The organism is Billgrantia bachuensis, from assembly GCF_011742165.1.
Lineage (GTDB): Bacteria > Pseudomonadota > Gammaproteobacteria > Pseudomonadales > Halomonadaceae > Halomonas > Halomonas bachuensis.
On the sequence record NZ_JAAQTO010000045.1, the window covers coordinates 22,063 to 38,296 of the forward strand.

The 16,234-nt window shown below is 65.3% G+C and carries 16 protein-coding genes and 1 riboswitch; of the genes, 9 read left to right on the forward strand and 7 right to left on the reverse strand.

Features of this window, described 5'->3' with window-relative positions; genetic code table 11:
- Positions 1-52: 52 nt before the first annotated feature.
- From HBJ55_RS15965 to HBJ55_RS15975, 3 genes are all read left to right on the forward strand, one after another.
- On the forward strand, positions 53-982 hold the full coding sequence (locus tag HBJ55_RS15965; protein ID WP_167117114.1) for an AEC family transporter: 930 nt from the start codon (positions 53-55) through the stop codon (positions 980-982).
- A gap of 66 nt (positions 983-1,048) precedes the next feature.
- Complete coding sequence (locus HBJ55_RS15970) at positions 1,049-1,399, forward strand: DUF6152 family protein (protein WP_167117117.1); 351 nt, start codon at positions 1,049-1,051, stop codon at positions 1,397-1,399.
- Positions 1,400-1,408: 9 nt separating this feature from the next.
- Positions 1,409-1,873, forward strand: a complete 465-nt coding sequence (locus HBJ55_RS15975) for a hypothetical protein (RefSeq protein WP_167117120.1) — start codon at positions 1,409-1,411, stop codon at positions 1,871-1,873.
- Between the two features lie 14 nt (positions 1,874-1,887).
- On the opposite strand, the gene HBJ55_RS15980 is transcribed toward HBJ55_RS15975, so the two are convergent.
- The 4 genes from HBJ55_RS15980 to metK all read right to left on the reverse strand — a co-directional run bounded on the left by HBJ55_RS15980 (position 1,888) and on the right by metK (position 5,868).
- Complete coding sequence (locus HBJ55_RS15980; RefSeq protein WP_167117123.1) at positions 1,888-2,220, reverse strand: four-helix bundle copper-binding protein; 333 nt, start codon at positions 2,218-2,220, stop codon at positions 1,888-1,890.
- A 172-nt stretch (positions 2,221-2,392) separates the two neighbouring features.
- Positions 2,393-3,802, reverse strand: coding sequence for an adenosylhomocysteinase (gene ahcY / locus HBJ55_RS15985; RefSeq protein WP_206022704.1), 1,410 nt, complete (start codon positions 3,800-3,802; stop codon positions 2,393-2,395).
- A 16-nt stretch (positions 3,803-3,818) separates the two neighbouring features.
- Positions 3,819-3,909, reverse strand: a riboswitch (S-adenosyl-L-homocysteine riboswitch).
- 158 nt (positions 3,910-4,067) lie between these two features.
- On the reverse strand, positions 4,068-4,493 hold the full coding sequence (locus tag HBJ55_RS15990) for a hypothetical protein (protein ID WP_167117128.1): 426 nt from the start codon (positions 4,491-4,493) through the stop codon (positions 4,068-4,070).
- A 154-nt stretch (positions 4,494-4,647) separates the two neighbouring features.
- Positions 4,648-5,868, reverse strand: coding sequence for a methionine adenosyltransferase (gene metK / locus HBJ55_RS15995; RefSeq protein ID WP_167117131.1), 1,221 nt, complete (start codon positions 5,866-5,868; stop codon positions 4,648-4,650).
- Positions 5,869-6,170: 302 nt separating this feature from the next.
- Here metK and tkt point away from each other — a divergent pair, with 302 nt between their 5' ends.
- Positions 6,171-8,162 (forward strand): transketolase, encoded by a 1,992-nt coding sequence (gene tkt, locus HBJ55_RS16000; RefSeq protein WP_167117134.1) that lies wholly within the window; start codon positions 6,171-6,173, stop codon positions 8,160-8,162.
- Between the two features lie 81 nt (positions 8,163-8,243).
- On the opposite strand, the gene HBJ55_RS16005 is transcribed toward tkt, so the two are convergent.
- The 3 genes from HBJ55_RS16005 to HBJ55_RS16015 form a co-directional block, all read right to left on the reverse strand.
- Positions 8,244-9,296: a class I fructose-bisphosphate aldolase gene (locus HBJ55_RS16005; protein WP_167117137.1), complete on the reverse strand. Its 1,053-nt coding sequence runs from the start codon at positions 9,294-9,296 to the stop codon at positions 8,244-8,246.
- A 150-nt stretch (positions 9,297-9,446) separates the two neighbouring features.
- Positions 9,447-9,836: an Hsp20/alpha crystallin family protein gene (locus HBJ55_RS16010; protein ID WP_167117140.1), complete on the reverse strand. Its 390-nt coding sequence runs from the start codon at positions 9,834-9,836 to the stop codon at positions 9,447-9,449.
- A 51-nt stretch (positions 9,837-9,887) separates the two neighbouring features.
- Positions 9,888-10,349 (reverse strand): Hsp20/alpha crystallin family protein, encoded by a 462-nt coding sequence (locus HBJ55_RS16015; RefSeq protein ID WP_167117143.1) that lies wholly within the window; start codon positions 10,347-10,349, stop codon positions 9,888-9,890.
- 248 nt (positions 10,350-10,597) lie between these two features.
- Between HBJ55_RS16015 and HBJ55_RS16020 the strand changes: the two genes are divergently transcribed.
- The 5 genes from HBJ55_RS16020 to HBJ55_RS16040 all read left to right on the forward strand — a co-directional run bounded on the left by HBJ55_RS16020 (position 10,598) and on the right by HBJ55_RS16040 (position 16,223).
- Positions 10,598-11,638: a type I glyceraldehyde-3-phosphate dehydrogenase gene (locus HBJ55_RS16020; RefSeq protein WP_167117146.1), complete on the forward strand. Its 1,041-nt coding sequence runs from the start codon at positions 10,598-10,600 to the stop codon at positions 11,636-11,638.
- Positions 11,639-11,687: 49 nt separating this feature from the next.
- Complete coding sequence (locus HBJ55_RS16025) at positions 11,688-12,854, forward strand: phosphoglycerate kinase (RefSeq protein WP_167117149.1); 1,167 nt, start codon at positions 11,688-11,690, stop codon at positions 12,852-12,854.
- A 75-nt stretch (positions 12,855-12,929) separates the two neighbouring features.
- Complete coding sequence (gene fba, locus HBJ55_RS16030) at positions 12,930-13,994, forward strand: class II fructose-bisphosphate aldolase (RefSeq protein ID WP_167117152.1); 1,065 nt, start codon at positions 12,930-12,932, stop codon at positions 13,992-13,994.
- A gap of 175 nt (positions 13,995-14,169) precedes the next feature.
- Positions 14,170-15,243 carry a LacI family DNA-binding transcriptional regulator gene (locus HBJ55_RS16035; RefSeq protein WP_167117155.1) on the forward strand — a complete coding sequence of 358 codons (1,074 nt, stop codon included), beginning with the start codon at positions 14,170-14,172 and terminating at the stop codon, positions 15,241-15,243.
- On the forward strand, positions 15,240-16,223 hold the full coding sequence (locus tag HBJ55_RS16040; RefSeq protein ID WP_167117158.1) for a sugar kinase: 984 nt from the start codon (positions 15,240-15,242) through the stop codon (positions 16,221-16,223). The genes HBJ55_RS16035 and HBJ55_RS16040 overlap by 4 nt, the downstream gene beginning before the upstream one ends.
- The last annotated feature ends 11 nt before the right edge of the window (positions 16,224-16,234 follow it).

A 16,234-nucleotide genomic window follows, 5' to 3' on the forward strand; every position in this document is an offset into this window, starting at 1 on the left:
GCCGTCCCGCCGACAGGCATCATATCGGCTTTCGGCAATGGAGAGGCAAGCGATGATCGACCCTGGTGCACTGCTGGGCCCTCTCTGGACGTTGCTGGCCTTCGTCGGCTTGGGCTGGCTCGCCGCGCGGCGACTGGCGATCGACCCGCGTCCAATTGCCACGCTGCTGATCTATCTCATCGCGCCGCTGACCTTTTTCCGCGGCCTATTGCTGGGTGGTCCCACCCCATACTACCTGCTGCTGACCCTGGCCCTCTTCCTGCTGGCGAGCCTTGTGGCTGCGATCATCAATCCCTTGGCGCAGCGTTTCCTGTCGCCCCAGGAGAGTGCTGTGCTGGCCTTCTCCTCCGGCACCGGCAACACCGGCTACTTCGGCCTGCCGATCGCCATGATTCTGCTGCCGCCCGAAGGGGTGACGCTGTATCTCTTCTGCATACTCGGCGTGACGCTCTACGAGTTCACGGTGGGCTTTTACCTCAGCGCACGCGGCCGCTTTTCGGTGCGTGAGAGCCTGGCCAAGATCGCCAGGCTACCGCTGACCTACGCCTTTCTCGCGGCACTGCTGGTGAGTGGGCTCGGCATGACGCTGCCTGACGCGTTGATGGAAAGCCTGGCTGTATTCCCGGCCACCTACACCCTGCTCGGCATGATGATCATCGGCATGACCCTGGGCCGGGTCGCGATTCGCGAGATCGACCTGCGCTTCATGGCCGGCTGCGTGGCAATACGCTACTTGTTGTGGCCCTGGCTGATGCTTGCCGTCGTATTACTGCTGCAAGCACTGTTGCCCCTGCCCGACGGGCTGGCCCTGGCACTGCTGCTGTTGGGCGTGGTGCCGATGGCCGCCAACGTGGTGGTCGTGGCTGTGGAGCTTGGCATCGAGCCGGAGAAGGGCGCCCTGGCAGTGCTGGTTACCACTTTGGCCGCCCCGCTGTTGATTCCGCTTTATTTGCAGCTGCTCATGCCACTGGCCGGACTGTAATAGATCGACTTGCAGCCGATGCCGGCGAGGCTAGCCTGAAGTGAGGCAACTCGGAAGGAAGCGATCATGCATCGTCAGGCAAAATGGCTGCTGGCCATCGTCATACTGCTGTTCTTCACTCCCGCCCACGCCCACCATGGCTGGACCGGCGGCGAGACCATCGAGATCGAAGGCACCATCACCACCGTGCGGCTGGGCAACCCTCACGGCGAAGTCCAGCTGGATGTGGAGGGCGAGATCTGGACGGTGGAGGTCGGCCAACCCTGGCGCAACGAACGCGCGGGGCTGGCCGAGGGCGACCTGGCCGAAGGCGTTGAGTTGCGCGTCTCCGGCGAACATGCCGGCGAGCGGTTGATGAAGGCCGAGCAACTCTGGATCGGGGACAAGCACTACGTACTCTACCCTGACAGGATCTGACCGAACGCCGTGGAAGCGCTGCTGAACTGGCTTGCGGACACTGCCCTGGCCGAATGGGTGCGACTCTCGCGCTGGGGTTATGCCGCGATCAACGCCTTGCACATACTGGGTATCGCCCTGCTGCTGGGCGCCATTGTGGCCCTCGACCTGCGCCTGCTGGGCTGGCGGCGGCAGGTGCCGCTACGGGAACTGGGACGACTGCTGCAGCCGGTGGCGGCCGCGGGGCTGGGGCTGGCCATGTTGGCGGGGGCGCTGCTATTCCTCGCCGACCCCCGTGGCTACGCGGCCATGCCACTGTTTCTGTTCAAGTTGACGCTGATTGCGCTGGCCATTACCAATGCCCTGCTGCTCAACTTGGGGCCGGGGCTGGCGAACGCCACACCCCGGCGCTTGCGTCTGGCCGGTATGCTATCGCTGCTGCTCTGGCCAGCGGTAGTGTTGGTCGGGCGCTTTCTCGCCTTCGTCGAAGAGTGACTCTCCAGCAAGGCTTAGTGCGACGCCATGGCGATGCACGCCTCGGCGCAGCGGTGGCACGCCTCGGCGCACTGCTGGCAGTGGTCGACCTCGTGCTTGGCGCATTCGTCACCGCACGCCTTGCAGACATCGGCGCACAGACGGCACAGCTGGTTGGCGTATTCGCTGTCTTGGGCCATGAAGGAAGCCGCCAGGCGGCAGATCTGCGCACACTGCATGTCCAGGCGGATGCACTCCGCCATCATCTTGACGTCGTCCTCCTTGAGGCAGGAAGTGGCGCAGCGGTCGCAGTAGGCGGCGCAGACGTGGCAGGCCTCGATACACGACTTGTAGTGACCAAAATCCATCTCGTTCACTCCTATTGTCGGTCGGTTGGGACGCGAGGGAACCGCTCAATCCCCTCGGGTAAATGAAAGCTAGTCGACGCCAGGTTGACCCACAAGCGAACCGATGGGGGCCCGAGCAAATGCAAGACGTCGCCCGTAGGCGACGTCTGCTGATCTCGCCGTGCAAGTAGTATCAGTAGCGGTAGGCATTCGGCTTGTACGGCCCTTCCACGGGCACCCCGGTGTATTCGGCCTGGATGTCAGTCATGCGCGTGAGCACCCCACCGAAGCCTTCGACCATGTAGCGAGCCACCTCCTCATCGAGATGTCGCGGCAATACCGTGACCGCCAGGCCACCCTGCCTCTCGGTCGGCGGCAAATCGGCGAAGCGCTGTTGATAAAGATGTATCTGGGCCAGTACCTGGTTGGCAAAGGAGCCATCCATGACTCGCGAGGGATGGCCGGTGGCGTTGCCCAGGTTGACCAGGCGCCCCTCCGAGAGCAGCAGCAGGTAGTCACTGCTGGCAGGATCGAAGTTGCCCGGCGTGCTGTCGCGGTAGACCTTGTGCACCTGCGGCTTGACCTCCTCCCAATGCCAGTGGCGGCGCATGAAGGCGGTATCGATCTCGTTGTCGAAGTGGCCGATGTTGCACACCACCGCTCCGGGCTTGAGCGCTTCGAGCATGGCGGCATCGCAGGCTTCGATGTTGCCGGTACAGGTCACCACCAGATCGATGCGCGCGAGCAGCGCCCGGTCGATACTCTCCTTGCCGCGGTTGAGGCCATCGACATAGGGCGACACGACTTCGTAGCCATCCATGCAAGCCTGCATGGCGCATATCGGGTCGATCTCGGCGACCTTGACGATCATGCCCTCCTGGCGCAGCGAAGCCGCCGAACCCTTGCCCACGTCGCCATAGCCCACCACCAGCGCCTGCTTGCCTGCCAGCAGGTGGTCGAGGCCGCGCTTGATAGCATCGTTGAGCGAATGGCGACAACCGTACTTGTTGTCGTTCTTCGACTTGGTCACGGCGTCATTGACGTTGATTGCCGGCACCTTGAGCGTCCTGTCGCGCAGCATCTCCTGCAGACGGTGCACGCCGGTGGTGGTTTCCTCGGAGATGCCGTGGATGGCGTCGAGCAGCTCGGGGCGCTTGTCATGGAGCAGTGCGGTGAGGTCGCCGCCGTCGTCGAGCACCATGTTGGGCGTCCAGCCGTCGGGCCCCTCCACGGTCTGCTCGATACACCACCAGAACTCCTCTTCCGTCTCGCCCTTCCAGGCGAAAACGGGAATGCCGGCAGCGGCGATGGCAGCGGCGGCGTGATCCTGGGTCGAGAAGATGTTGCACGACGACCAGCGCACGGAGGCGCCAAGGTCGATCAACGTCTCGATCAGCACCGCCGTCTGGATGGTCATATGGATGCAACCGGCGATGCGCGCTCCGGCGAGGGGCTGTTCGTCGCGGTATTTGGCGCGGATCTTCATCAAGGCCGGCATCTCGGTCTCGGCGATGCGGATCTCCCTCCGCCCCCAGTCGGCCAGGGAAATATCGGCGACCTTGTAATCCTGCGGGGCGGCTTTGGCACTTGCCATGGCTGTCATCGTCATACTCCATTCCGGGGAATGGGCGCCGTTGCATCTGCGATGTCCCTGCCCGAGCCTCGTGCAACGAGTCACAGGACCCGTGCACTGCAGCGCCCCTCGGACAGCAGCAACAGGAGCCGACTCCACTCGGAGTCGACCTCACAGAGTTCACTACAGCAGAAGCGGTTTTTCAATCGCCCGTTGGATCGGGAGCATGGCCATGCCGACAAAAAGAGGGGCGGCCATGGCCGCCCCTCTCACGCGCTGCGCTCTTGTAACGAGATTATGAGTTGGTCTCCTCGTCGGCCATCTCGTCGCCGGTCTCCTCAAGCTCGTCAGTCGCCTCTTCGGTTTCCTCCGCGGCTTCGTCTAGAGCTTGCTCGGTTTCCTCGGCAGCTTCGTCACCGGCCTGCTCGCTCTCCGCGGCGACTTCATCGCCAGCTTCCTCGAGCGCCTGACCGGCCTCCTGAGTCTCCTCAGCCATCTCGTCGCCGGCCTCGTCAGCCTCGGCGGCGGCAGCATCGCCGGCCTGCTCCAGGTCGCCGCCGGCCTCTTCGAGCTCTTCGCCGACATCACCAGACGTTTCCTGTTCGGTGACCGGCTCGTTGGTCGCACCCGCGTCGGCGGGTTCGTCGTCATCACCACAGCCAGCCAGCAGAGCGCCAGAAAGGATGAGTGATGCGATCAAGGTAATTTTTCGCTGTTCCATGCTGTTTTCTCCTGTTTCGTGCGATTAGCAGCCACTGTGCCTTTCAAGGGTAGCTGGATTGTGACTGAGGTAACAAATAGTCTCTACCAATCTCACCACACCGACTCGCCAACGCGGGGCGAGTCGATGCTGAATGTACGAGCGAGGGGCGTGGCTACAGGCCGGCGGCCTGGCGCAGTGCCGCGGCGCGGTCGGTGCGCTCCCAGGGGAAGGCGGTGAAGGTCTCGGTATGCTCCTGACCGTTGGTATCGGTCCAGCTGTAGCTGGCTTCGAAGGGGTCACGGCCGAAGTGGCCGTAGGCCGCGGTGAGCTGATACATGGGATGCAGCAGGTCGAGCATGCGGGTGATGGCGAAGGGGCGCAGGTCGAAGTGCTCGCGCACCAGCTCGATGATGCGCGCCTCGTCCACCTTGCCGGTGCCGAAGGTGTTGATCGACATCGAGGTGGGCTCGGCCACGCCGATGGCATATGACACCTGTATCTCGCACTTGTCGGCAAGCCCCGCAGCGACGACGTTCTTGGCCACGTAGCGCCCGGCGTAGGCGGCGCTGCGGTCGACCTTGGAGGGGTCCTTGCCGGAGAAGGCGCCGCCGCCGTGGCGTGCCATGCCGCCGTAGGTGTCGACGATGATCTTGCGCCCGGTCAGGCCGCAGTCACCCACCGGGCCGCCGATGACGAACTTGCCGGTGGGGTTGATGTGAAACTTGGTCTGCTCGGTGAGCCACTCGGCGGGGATCACCTCCTCGATGATCTCGCGCTTGACCATGCGCCGCAGCTCCTCCTGGTCGATCTCCGGGGCGTGCTGGGTCGACAGCACTACCGCCTCGACGCCGCAGGGCATGCCCGCCTCGTCGTAGCGGAAGGTGATCTGGCTCTTGGCATCCGGGCGCAGCCACGGCAAAAGGCCGTGCTTGCGCAGTTCGGACTGGCGCTCCACCAGGCGGTGAGCGTAGTGGATCGGCGCCGGCATGAACGAATCGGTTTCGTTGGTGGCGTAGCCGAACATCAGGCCCTGGTCGCCCGCGCCCTGATCCTCCGGCTTGCTGCGATCCACCCCTTGGGCGATATCCACGCTCTGCTTGCCGATCAGGTTGAGCACGCCGCAGGTCTCGCCGTCGAAACCGACCTCCGAGGAGGTGTAGCCGATGTCGATGATCACCCGACGCACCAGCTCTTCCAGATCGACCCAGGCAGAGGTGCTGATCTCTCCGGCGACGATGGCCACGCCGGTCTTGACCAGCGTCTCGCAGGCCACCCGGGCATGCTTGTCACGGGCGATGATGGCGTCCAGCACCGCATCGGAGATCTGGTCTGCGATCTTGTCCGGGTGGCCCTCGGACACGGATTCGGAAGTGAACAGGGAGTATTCGCTCATGCGTGTCGACCCTTCTGTGTATCGTCAAAGCGCAGCGGCGCCATCAACCGGAATGACGGCCCTCGAACTGCGTGGCGCCCGGCTTCCTGCCCGGCGAGCACACAGCGGCGTGGAGCCCGAGTTTACATGGTGCCACCCATGGAGGCACCCGTCATTTGATGCCTGACGACAAGTCGGCGACAATAGGCGGCCGAATTCGACTGCGCCGTACCTTCCTGCGGCGCCCAGCCAGAACGCTACCGGCAGGCCCGGCAGGCCGCCGATGACTTGCCCTATTCTGCCGCAGGCGAGGAGCTAACCCAATGCCATCCCGTTTCGAACTGGCCAACGCCATTCGCGCCCTGTCCATGGATGCCGTACAGAAGGCCAAGTCCGGCCATCCCGGCGCCCCGATGGGCATGGCCGACATCGCCGAAGTGCTGTGGAACGACTACCTCAAGCACAACCCCAACGACCCGAAATGGCCCGATCGCGACCGCTTCGTGCTGTCCAACGGCCACGGCTCGATGCTGCTCTACTCCCTGCTGCACCTGACCGGCTACGAGCTCGAGCTCGAGCAGCTGCGCAACTTCCGTCAGCTGCACTCCAAGACCGCCGGCCACCCCGAGTTCGGCTACGCGCCGGGCGTCGAGACTACCACCGGCCCGCTGGGCCAGGGCCTGGCCAATGCCGTGGGCATGGCCATCGCCGAGAAGACCCTGGCAGCGCAGTTCAATCGCCCCGGCCACACCATCGTCGATCACCACACCTACTGCTTCGTCGGTGACGGCTGCATGATGGAGGGCATCTCCCACGAAGTGAGTTCGCTGGCCGGCACCCTGGGGCTGGGCAAGCTCACGGTGTTCTACGACGACAACGGCATCTCCATCGATGGCGAGGTCGAGGGCTGGTTCACCGACGACACCGCCAAGCGCTTCGAGGCCTACGGCTGGCACGTGGTGCCCAACGTCGACGGCCATGATCCCGAGCAGATCAAGGCCGCCATCGAACTGGCGCGCAGCCACGAGGAGAAACCGAGCCTGATCATCTGCAAGACCGTGATCGGTTTCGGCGCCCCCAACAAGCAGGGCAAGGAGGAGTGCCACGGCGCCCCGCTGGGCGATGAAGAAGTGGCCGCCGCGCGCAAGCAGCTCGACTGGCCGCACGCACCGTTCCATGTGCCCGAGCCGATCTATCAGGGCTGGGATGCGCGCGAGCGCGGCACGTCGCAGCAGAACGACTGGCAGGCACGCTTCGCTCGCTACCGCGACGAGCATCCGGAACTCGCCCGCGAGTTCAACCGCCGTGTGCAGTGCCAGCTACCGGCGGAGATCACCAGCGAGGCCTTCATCGAGAAGAGCCAGCAGAAGGGCGAGACCATCGCCACGCGCAAGGCGTCGTTGCAGTGCCTCAACGAACTCGGCCCGCAGCTGCCCGAACTGCTCGGCGGCAGCGCCGACCTGGCGCCCTCCAACCTGACTTTCTGGAGCGGTGCCAAGCCGATCTCTCGCGAGAATCCGGGCGGCAACTACCTGCACTACGGAGTGCGTGAGTTCGGCATGGGTGCGATCATGAACGGCATCGTGCTGCACGGCGGCTTCATCCCCTACGGCGCTACCTTCCTGATCTTCATGGAGTACATGCGCAACTCGGTGCGCATGGCGGCGCTGATGGGCAAGCGCGCCATCTACGTGTTCACTCACGACTCCATCGGCCTGGGCGAGGACGGCCCCACCCATCAGCCGATCGAGCAGCTGACCAACCTGCGCTCCACGCCCAACCTGTGTACCTGGCGCCCCTGCGACGCAGTGGAAACCGCCGCTGCCTGGGACGCCGCGATCAAGCGCAACTCCGGCCCCACGGCGCTGGTACTGTCGCGCCAGAACCTGCCGCACCAGGAGCGCAGCAAGCAGCAGTTGGCCGAGATCCAGCGCGGCGCCTACGTCCTCAAGGATTGCGAAGGAACGCCCGAACTGATCCTGATCGCCACCGGCTCCGAAGTCGCGCTGGCCATGGACGCCGCGGCCGAGCTGGAAGGCCAGGGCCGTGCGGTACGCGTGGTCTCGATGCCCTCGGCCTACCGCTTCGACGGCCAGGACACCGAATACCGCGAGAGCGTGTTGCCCAGGGCGGTGACCCAGCGCATCGCCATCGAGGCCGGCCACGCCGACTACTGGTACAAGTACGTCGGCCTCGACGGTCGCGTGATCGGCATGACCACCTTCGGCGAATCCGCCCCGGCGGGCGACCTGTTCAAGCACTTCGGCTTCACCGTGGAGAACGTGGTCGAGCAGGCCCAGGAGCTGCTGGGCTGATTGTCGGTTCGGTTAACGGTAACGAGAAAGGGCACGACCTGGCGGTCGTGCCCTTTTGCTATCTAGGCCTCCGAGAAGGACTCAGGCCACCGTCACGCCCTTGTCCAGGTAGACGTCCTGGATCGCCTGAAGCAGTTCGACGCCCTCGCTCATGGGCTTCTGGAACGCCTTGCGCCCCGAGATCAGGCCCATGCCGCCGGCGCGCTTGTTGATCACCGCGGTGCGCACCGCCTCGCCCAGGTCGGAGTGGCCCTTGGAGCCGCCGCCGGAGTTGATCAGCCCGGCGCGGCCCATGTAGCAGCAGGCCACCTGATAACGAGCCAGGTCGATGGGGTGCTCCGAGGTCAGCTCGCTGTAGACCTTGGCGTGGGTGTGGCCGAAGCCGATGTCCTGATAGCCGCCGTTGGTCTCGGGCAGCTTCTGCTTGACGATGTCGGCCTTGATCGTGGATGCCAGATGGTTGGCCTGGCCGGTGAGGTCGGCCGCCACGTGGTAGTCCTTGCCCTCGTGCTTGAAGGCGGGATTTCGCAGGTAAGCCCAGAGTACCGTGGCCATGCCCAGTTGGTGGGCACGCTCGAAGGCTTCGCTGATCTCCATGATCTGGCGACGACTCTCGGGGGAACCGAAGTAGATGGTCGCACCCACCGCCACGCAGCCCATGTCGTGGGCCTGATCCACCTCGGCGAACAGGGTCTGGTCGTATAGCGCCGGATAGCTCAACGTCTCGTTGTGGTTGAGCTTGAGCATCATCGGGATGCGATGGGCATAGCGGCGGGCCACCGAGGACAGCACGCCCAGGGTGGAGGCCACGCCGTTGCAGCCTCCCTCGAGGGCCAATTCGACGATGTTGGCCGGATCGAAGTAGCGCGGGTTGGGGGCAAACGAGGCGCCGGCGGAATGCTCGATGCCCTGGTCCACCGGCAGCAGACTGAGATAGCCGGTACCCGCCAGCCGACCGTGATCGAACAGCGCCTGCAGACTGCGCATCACCGCCGGGCTGCGGTCGCTGTCGGCCACCACCCGGCTGACGAAGTCCGGCCCCGGCAGGTGCAGCTGTTCGCGGGGAAAGCCACGGCAACGGTGATCGAGCAGGTATTCGGCGTCGTCACCCAGCAGTTGGGGTATGTCGGTCATGTCTTCCTCTCCATGGTGTCGTGAATCGCTATTCCCAGCGTAGTGAAAACCGTACCGAGCGTATGCCTTGCTTGCAAACGGAAGCGCCCTTTCGCAAGGAAAGGGCGCTTCCATCCCAGTGGTAAACACTCTCCACGAATCGGCATCTTGCTATGCCGCCTGGATCTCGATCCGCCGGCTCCTATGCCTCTCCTTCTTCGGCAGCCGCAGCTGGAGAATCCCCTTCTCCAGGCGCGCCTCGATGGCGGCGGCATCGATCTCGTGGCTGAGCGTGAAGCGCCGTGCGTAGCGCTGGGCCTGGGCTTCCGCATAGGTCGCGGTGATACCCTCGGGCATATCGATGCCAATTTCGCCTTCGATGCTCAGCAAGTTGCCATCGACTTCAACGCTCAGGCCATCCCGCGTGACGCCGGGCATGTCGGCGACCACGAACAGGGCGTTGTCTTCCTCGTAGATGTCAACGGGAGGCCGCATCGCCGAGCTGCGCCTTTCGCGTGCGGGAACACCGGCCTGCGGTTCATGACGAGCGACTTCGTTCATTTCCATCACCTCCTGACGTGCTGATCGGTTCTCATCTTTCCACTGCAAGACTCAAGCTGTCTGTACCTCGATTCGACGCGGCTTGAGCTCTTCACGCTTGGGCAGGTGGATCTCGAACACGCCGTCGTGACAACGTGCCTCGGCTCGCTCGACGTCGATTCCTTCGGGCAGCGCGATGGAGCGCACGAACTCGCCGTCGAAGCGCTCGCGACGGAAGCAGGGCCGCTTGCGCTCGCTATCGTCACCTCCGGGCAAAGCGTCACGCCGCCCCCTCAGGGTCAGCACGTTGTCCTGTACGCTGATCTCGAGATCGTCCTTGGCCAGGCCGGCCGCGAGAACATAGACACGCACGGCATCATCGGTGCGCCCGACGTTGATCATCGGGAAGCTGCCGCGCGGCACCGAGCGGATGTCAGCCGCCCCTTCATCAGAGAAAACCTCGTCGAGCCACTGGCGGAACCAGTCCGCCCCCGGCGAGATGCCGGCATCGAAACGCCTGAGATCTCCGAACATATCGAACACCTCCTACGCTATCAGGCTTTTTGGATATTGCGGGTCAACCCGAACCGCGGCACTGGTGGTGGCTCAGGGCCGCACCGGTGCCGTATCCCTTCTTATAGGGTCGCCGCAAGGTTTTTCAAGACCCGCTGAGTGCCTGAATTTGCGCGCCGCTCGGCACAATCCACCCCGCCGGCCACGTGGGCAAATGTATCGAAAATGCGCTAGAATCGCCGCTTTCCGCCGGCAAGAGAGCCCGCTTCATGGCCCAGCGCATCGCCATCAACGGTTACGGTCGTATCGGCCAGTGCGTACTGCGCGCGCTGCTGGAGCGCCAGTCGAGCCGCACCGGCGATCCGACGCTGGAGGTGGTCGCGATCAATGAGCTCTCGGACCTCGACACCATCGCCTATCTGACCCGCTACGACACCACCCACGGCCGATTTCCCGGCCAGGTGGAGAAGGCCGAGGGCCGGATGATCGTCGACGGCGCGCCCATTGCGATACTGACCGAACCGAAGCCCGCACGTCTGCCCTGGAGCGAGCTGGGCATCGACCTGGTACTGGAGTGCTCTGGCAGCTTCAAGGATCGCGCCACCGCCGAGCGCCATCTCGCCGCCGGCGCCGGGCGACTGTTGTTCTCCCAGCCCGCCGAGAGCGACGTCGACGCCACCATCGTCTGCGGCATCAATGATGGCGAGCTCGTCGCCGAGCATCGCATCGTCTCGGCGGCCTCATGCACCACCAACTGCCTGGTGCCGGTACTTACAGTGCTCGACGAGGCGCTGGGCATCGAGCATGGCGTGACCACCACGGTGCACTCGGCAATGAACGATCAGCCGGTAATCGACGCCTACCACCAGACCGACCTGCGCCTGACGCGCTCGGCGATGCATTCCATCGTCCCCGTCGACACCAGCCTGGCGCGCGGCATCAACCGCCTGATGCCGCACCTGGCCGGACGTTTCGAATGCCTGCACATGCGCGTACCGACGATCAACGTATCGGCCATGGACCTGTCGATCTGCGTGCGCCGCGACACCACCGCGGCAGAAGTCAACGCCCTGCTGCACGAGGCCAGCGCCGGGCGCCTGGCCGGCCTGCTCGGCTACACCGAGGAGCCCATGGCCTCGGTCGACTTCAACCACGACCCCCGCTCGGGTATCGTTGACGCCACTCAGACCCGGGTGGCGGGCCATCGCCTGATCAAGCTGCTGTGCTGGTTCGACAACGAGTGGGGGTTCGCCAACCGCATGCTCGACGTCGCCCAGCGCATGGCGGCGCTTCCCGCGGTGCCCCGATGACCCCGACCCCGGCTTCGGTTTCCCTCAATCAAGGAAAGGAAGACGCCCGATGAACGTGCTCAAGATGACCGACCTCGACCTGCGCGGTCAGCGCGTGCTGATCCGTGAGGACCTGAACGTACCCGTCAAGCACGGCAAGGTGACCAGCGACGCCCGCCTGCGGGCCAGCCTGCCAACCATCAAGGCAGCCATGGAGGCCGGCGCCAAGGTGATGCTGATGAGCCACCTGGGGCGCCCGACCGAAGGCGAGCCGGCCGAGGAGTTCTCGCTGGCGCCGGTGGCCGAGCGCCTGGGCGAGCTGCTCGGACGCCCGGTACGCCTGGTCGAGGACTACCCCGACAGCGCCCAGGACCTGGCCGACGGCGAGGTGGTGCTGCTCGAGAACGTGCGCTTCAACGTCGGCGAGAAGAAGGATGACGAGACGCTTTCGCAGCAGTACGCCGCGCTGTGCGACATCTACGTGATGGACGCCTTCGGCACCGCTCATCGCGCCCAGGCCTCGACTCACGGCGTGGCGCGCTTCGCCCCACAGGCCTGCGCCGGCCCGCTGCTGGCCGCCGAGCTCGACGCCCTGGAGAAGGCCCTGGCCACGCCCAAGCGACCGATGGTCGCCATCGTCGGCGGATCCAAGGTCTCGACCAAGCTCGATGTGCTCAATGCCCTCTCCGACAAGTGCGACCAGCTCATCGTCGGCGGCGGCATCGCCAACACCTTCGTCGCCGCGGCCGGTCACAACGTCGGCAAGTCGCTGTATGAAGCCGACCTGGTCGAGCAGGCCAAGGCGTTGATGGCCAAGGTCGAGATTCCGCTGCCCACCGACGTGGTGGTGGCCACCGAATTCTCCGATTCTGCCGAGGCCGTGGTCAAGCCGGTCGACCAGGTGGGCGACGAAGAGATGATCCTCGACATCGGTCCCGACACCGCCGGGCGGCTGGCCGGCCTGCTCAAGAACGCCGGCACCATCCTGTGGAACGGCCCGGTGGGCGTGTTCGAGATCGATCAGTTCGGCCACGGCACCGAAGCGCTGTCGAAGGCTATCGCCGAGAGCAACGGCTTCTCCATCGCCGGCGGCGGCGACACCCTGGCCGCCATCGACAAGTACGGGATCGAGGAGCAGGTCTCCTATATCTCCACCGGCGGCGGCGCCTTCCTCGAATACGTGGAAGGCAAGACGTTACCCGCCGTCAAGGCCCTGGAAGACGCCGCCGCACGCTGACCCAACCCAATGCCGCCCATGCACCGGGCGGCATTCATCACTCCAGACAGACCGTAGAAGAGAACAGGTGAGTACATGGCACTGATCAGCATGCGCCAGATGCTGGACCACGCCGCCGAGCGCGGCTATGGCATTCCAGCCTTCAACGTCAACAACCTCGAACAGATGCGCGCCATCATGGAAGCGGCCGACGCAACCGACTCCCCGGTGATCGTCCAGGCTTCCGCCGGTGCGCGGAAGTACGCTGGCGCGCCCTTCCTTCGCCATCTCATCCTGGCCGCTGTGGAGGAGTTCCCCCACATTCCGGTGGTGATGCACCAGGACCACGGCACCTCTCCCGCGGTGTGCCAGCGCTCGATCCAGCTCGGCTTCTCCTCGGTGATGATGGACGGCTCGCTGGGTGAGGACGGCAAGACGCCGATGGACTACGACTACAACGTCGACGTCACCCGCCGCACCGTCGAGATGGCGCACGCCTGCGGCGTCTCGGTGGAGGGCGAGCTGGGCTGCCTGGGCAGTCTTGAGACCGGCATGGCCGGTGAAGAAGATGGCATCGGCGCCGAGGGCGTGCTCTCCCACGACCAGTTGCTGACCGACCCGGAAGAGGCTGCGGACTTCGTCAAGGCGACCCAGGTCGACGCCCTGGCCATCGCCATCGGCACCAGCCACGGCGCCTACAAATTCACCCGGCCGCCCACCGGCGACACCCTGTCGATCCAGCGCATCAAGGAGATCCACGCCCGCATTCCCGATACCCATCTGGTGATGCACGGCTCCTCCTCGGTGCCCCAGGAGTGGCTCGCCGTCATCAACGAGTTCGGCGGCGAGATCCCCGAGACCTACGGCGTGCCGGTCGAGGAGATCGTCGAGGGCATCAAGCACGGCGTGCGCAAGGTCAACATCGACACCGACCTGCGCCTGGCCTCCACCGGTGCGGTGCGTCGTTTCCTGGCCAAGAATCCCAGCGAGTTCGACCCGCGCAAGTTCCTCAAGGAAACCGTGTCCGCCATGCGCGAGATCTGTATCGCCCGCTACGAAGCCTTCGGCACCGCCGGCAATGCCAGCCGCATCAAGCCGATCAGCCTCGAGGCGATGTTCGAGCGCTACGCCCGCGGCGAGCTCGACCCCAAGGTGAAGTGAGCGTCCCAGCTCGAAGCTGACAGGGCGGCCCTTGGGCCGCCCTTTCTCTTGCTCACGCTACGTCCTCTTTCTCCCATGCCTGACCCTCTCGGCGCTTGCCCGCTCGCCTGCTCTTAAACTTGCCCCAGCGCCTTTCGCGGCCTAGGATGGGAACGTTCCCATTCAGAGATCCGACATGCCTGCTCGCTCCTCACGACACGCCACCCTGCTCGAAGTGGCACGCGAAGCCAACGCCTCGAAGACCAGCGTGTCGCGTTATTTCAGCGGCGAGCGTGAGCGGCTCTCGCCGGCGCTGCAACGGCGTATCGGCGAGGCTGCACGCCAGCTCGGCTATCGCCCCAACCAGATGGCCCGAGGCCTCAAGGGCGGCCGTTCGCGGCTGCTCGGCATGCTGGTGGCGGACATTCGCAACCCCTACTCGGTGGCGGTGATGCATGGTGTCGAACAGGCCTGTCGCGAACGCGGCCTTTCGCTGCTGGTGGCCAACACCGACAATGACCCCGCCCAGGAGCGCACCCACCTGGCCCTGCTGACCTCCTATCGGGTCGAGGGGCTGGTGATCAACGCCGCCGGCAGCCCCACCCACGAACTGCAGGACCTGGCCGAGCAAGGCTTGCCGCTGGTGCTCCTCGACCGATGGCTGGAGGAGCTCGATGCGGACAGGGTCGGGCTCGACAATGCCCTGGCTGTCGACATGGCCATCGATCACCTGAGCGCGCAGGGCTACCGCCATTTGCTGTTTCTCAGCGAACCGGTGGGGCAGGCCAGCCCGCGCCAGCAGCGCTGGCAGCGTTTCGAGCAACGCCTGGCCGACGAGCCGGCACTGAACGGAGAGCGCCACGACCCACCACTCGACGGTGAAGCCGTGCAGCAGGTCGTGGGCGACTTTCTCGCCCGAGCGAACCGTCCCGCCGCGCTGCTGTGCGCCAACGGCAACGTGACCCTTGCCGCTACCCGGGCCCTGCAGGCTCTGGGCATTCGCCTGGGAGAGGTCGGTCTGCTCGGCATCGACGAGCTCGACTGGTGCGGCCTCGTTCCACCCGGCATCACAACCCTGGCGCAGCCCACCGAGGCCATCGGCCGCGCCGCCGTGCAGCAGCTGCAGGCACGACTCGATGACAGCGGATCGACGCTGCCACCACGCCGCACCCTGTTTCCTCCGACGCTTAACGAACGCGGCTCGACCCGCCTTACGACTTTCGACAAAGCGCCTGATAACCATTCGGAAAACGCCAAGGAGACGCCATGAACACCCGTACTCTCCCACCGGAAGTGCTCGCCTTTGGCGAAGCCATGGCCCTGTTCGTTGCCGAAACCCCGGGGGCCATGGCCGAGGTGGAGTGTTTCCGCCGCGGCATTGCCGGCGCCGATACCAACGTCGCCATCGGCCTGGCCCGGCTCGGCTTTCGCGTCGGTTGGCTTAGCCGTGTCGGCAGCGATGGTTTCGGCAGCTATATCCGCCGGACGCTCGAGGCCGAGGGACTCGACTGCCGCTACCTGACGATGGATGCCGACCATACGACAGGTCTGGTATTCAAGGAGCGCGCCGAGGGCGGCGCCGACCCCAGGGTGGCGTACTTCCGACGCGGCAGTGCGGCCAGCCATATGTCCCCGGAGGATGCCGCCCAGGTGGACTTCACCGCCGCCCGCCACCTGCACGCCACCGGCATTCCTCCCGCCCTTTCCGCCAGTTGCCGCGAGCTGACTCTGCACATGCTCGACCGGGTCCACGCACAGGGAGGGAGCATCTCCTTCGACCCCAACCTTCGCCCCAGCCTGTGGCCCAGCGAGGCGGAGATGCGCGAGACGCTCAACGCGCTGGCGGCCAAGGCCGACTGGGTGCTGCCGGGCCTGGCCGAAGGGCGCCTGCTGACCGGTCTCGAATCGCCCCGCGACATCGCCGCCTTCTATCTCGAGCGCGGCGCTCAGGCCGTGTTCCTCAAGCTCGGGCCGGAAGGCGCCTACTACCGCGGCGTACTGGACGGCCACGAGGCGGAAGCCACCGTGCCGGGCTTTCCCGTCGAGCGAGTGGTGGACACCGTAGGCGCCGGTGACGGCTTCGCCGTGGGCGTAATCAGCGCCCTGCTCGATGGCCGCTCGCCCCAGGCCGCTGCTCGCCGCGGCAACCTGATCGGCGCCGAGGCCGTGCAGGTGCAGGGCGACATGGAGGGCCTGCCGAGCCGCACGCGCCTGACAGAGCTCGAACGCGACCTGCCAGACTTGCCTTAACCGCCAGACCA

What these genes read in the sequence shown, in the direction of transcription:
- HBJ55_RS16025 (WP_167117149.1), top strand. Translation starts at nt 11,688, where the DNA reads ATGAACGTGCTCAAGATGACCGACCTCGACCTGCGCGGTCAGCGCGTG.
- HBJ55_RS15970 (WP_167117117.1), top strand. Translation starts at nt 1,049, where the DNA reads ATGCATCGTCAGGCAAAATGGCTGCTGGCCATCGTCATACTGCTGTTC.
- metK (WP_167117131.1), bottom strand. Translation starts at nt 5,868, where the DNA reads ATGAGCGAATACTCCCTGTTCACTTCCGAATCCGTGTCCGAGGGCCAC.
- HBJ55_RS15965 (WP_167117114.1), top strand. Translation starts at nt 53, where the DNA reads ATGATCGACCCTGGTGCACTGCTGGGCCCTCTCTGGACGTTGCTGGCC.
- HBJ55_RS16020 (WP_167117146.1), top strand. Translation starts at nt 10,598, where the DNA reads ATGGCCCAGCGCATCGCCATCAACGGTTACGGTCGTATCGGCCAGTGC.
- tkt (WP_167117134.1), top strand. Translation starts at nt 6,171, where the DNA reads ATGCCATCCCGTTTCGAACTGGCCAACGCCATTCGCGCCCTGTCCATG.
- HBJ55_RS16040 (WP_167117158.1), top strand. Translation starts at nt 15,240, where the DNA reads ATGAACACCCGTACTCTCCCACCGGAAGTGCTCGCCTTTGGCGAAGCC.
- HBJ55_RS16005 (WP_167117137.1), bottom strand. Translation starts at nt 9,296, where the DNA reads ATGACCGACATACCCCAACTGCTGGGTGACGACGCCGAATACCTGCTC.
- ahcY (WP_206022704.1), bottom strand. Translation starts at nt 3,802, where the DNA reads ATGACAGCCATGGCAAGTGCCAAAGCCGCCCCGCAGGATTACAAGGTC.
- HBJ55_RS16015 (WP_167117143.1), bottom strand. Translation starts at nt 10,349, where the DNA reads ATGTTCGGAGATCTCAGGCGTTTCGATGCCGGCATCTCGCCGGGGGCG.
- HBJ55_RS16035 (WP_167117155.1), top strand. Translation starts at nt 14,170, where the DNA reads ATGCCTGCTCGCTCCTCACGACACGCCACCCTGCTCGAAGTGGCACGC.
- fba (WP_167117152.1), top strand. Translation starts at nt 12,930, where the DNA reads ATGGCACTGATCAGCATGCGCCAGATGCTGGACCACGCCGCCGAGCGC.
- HBJ55_RS15990 (WP_167117128.1), bottom strand. Translation starts at nt 4,493, where the DNA reads ATGGAACAGCGAAAAATTACCTTGATCGCATCACTCATCCTTTCTGGC.
- HBJ55_RS15980 (WP_167117123.1), bottom strand. Translation starts at nt 2,220, where the DNA reads ATGGATTTTGGTCACTACAAGTCGTGTATCGAGGCCTGCCACGTCTGC.
- HBJ55_RS16010 (WP_167117140.1), bottom strand. Translation starts at nt 9,836, where the DNA reads ATGAACGAAGTCGCTCGTCATGAACCGCAGGCCGGTGTTCCCGCACGC.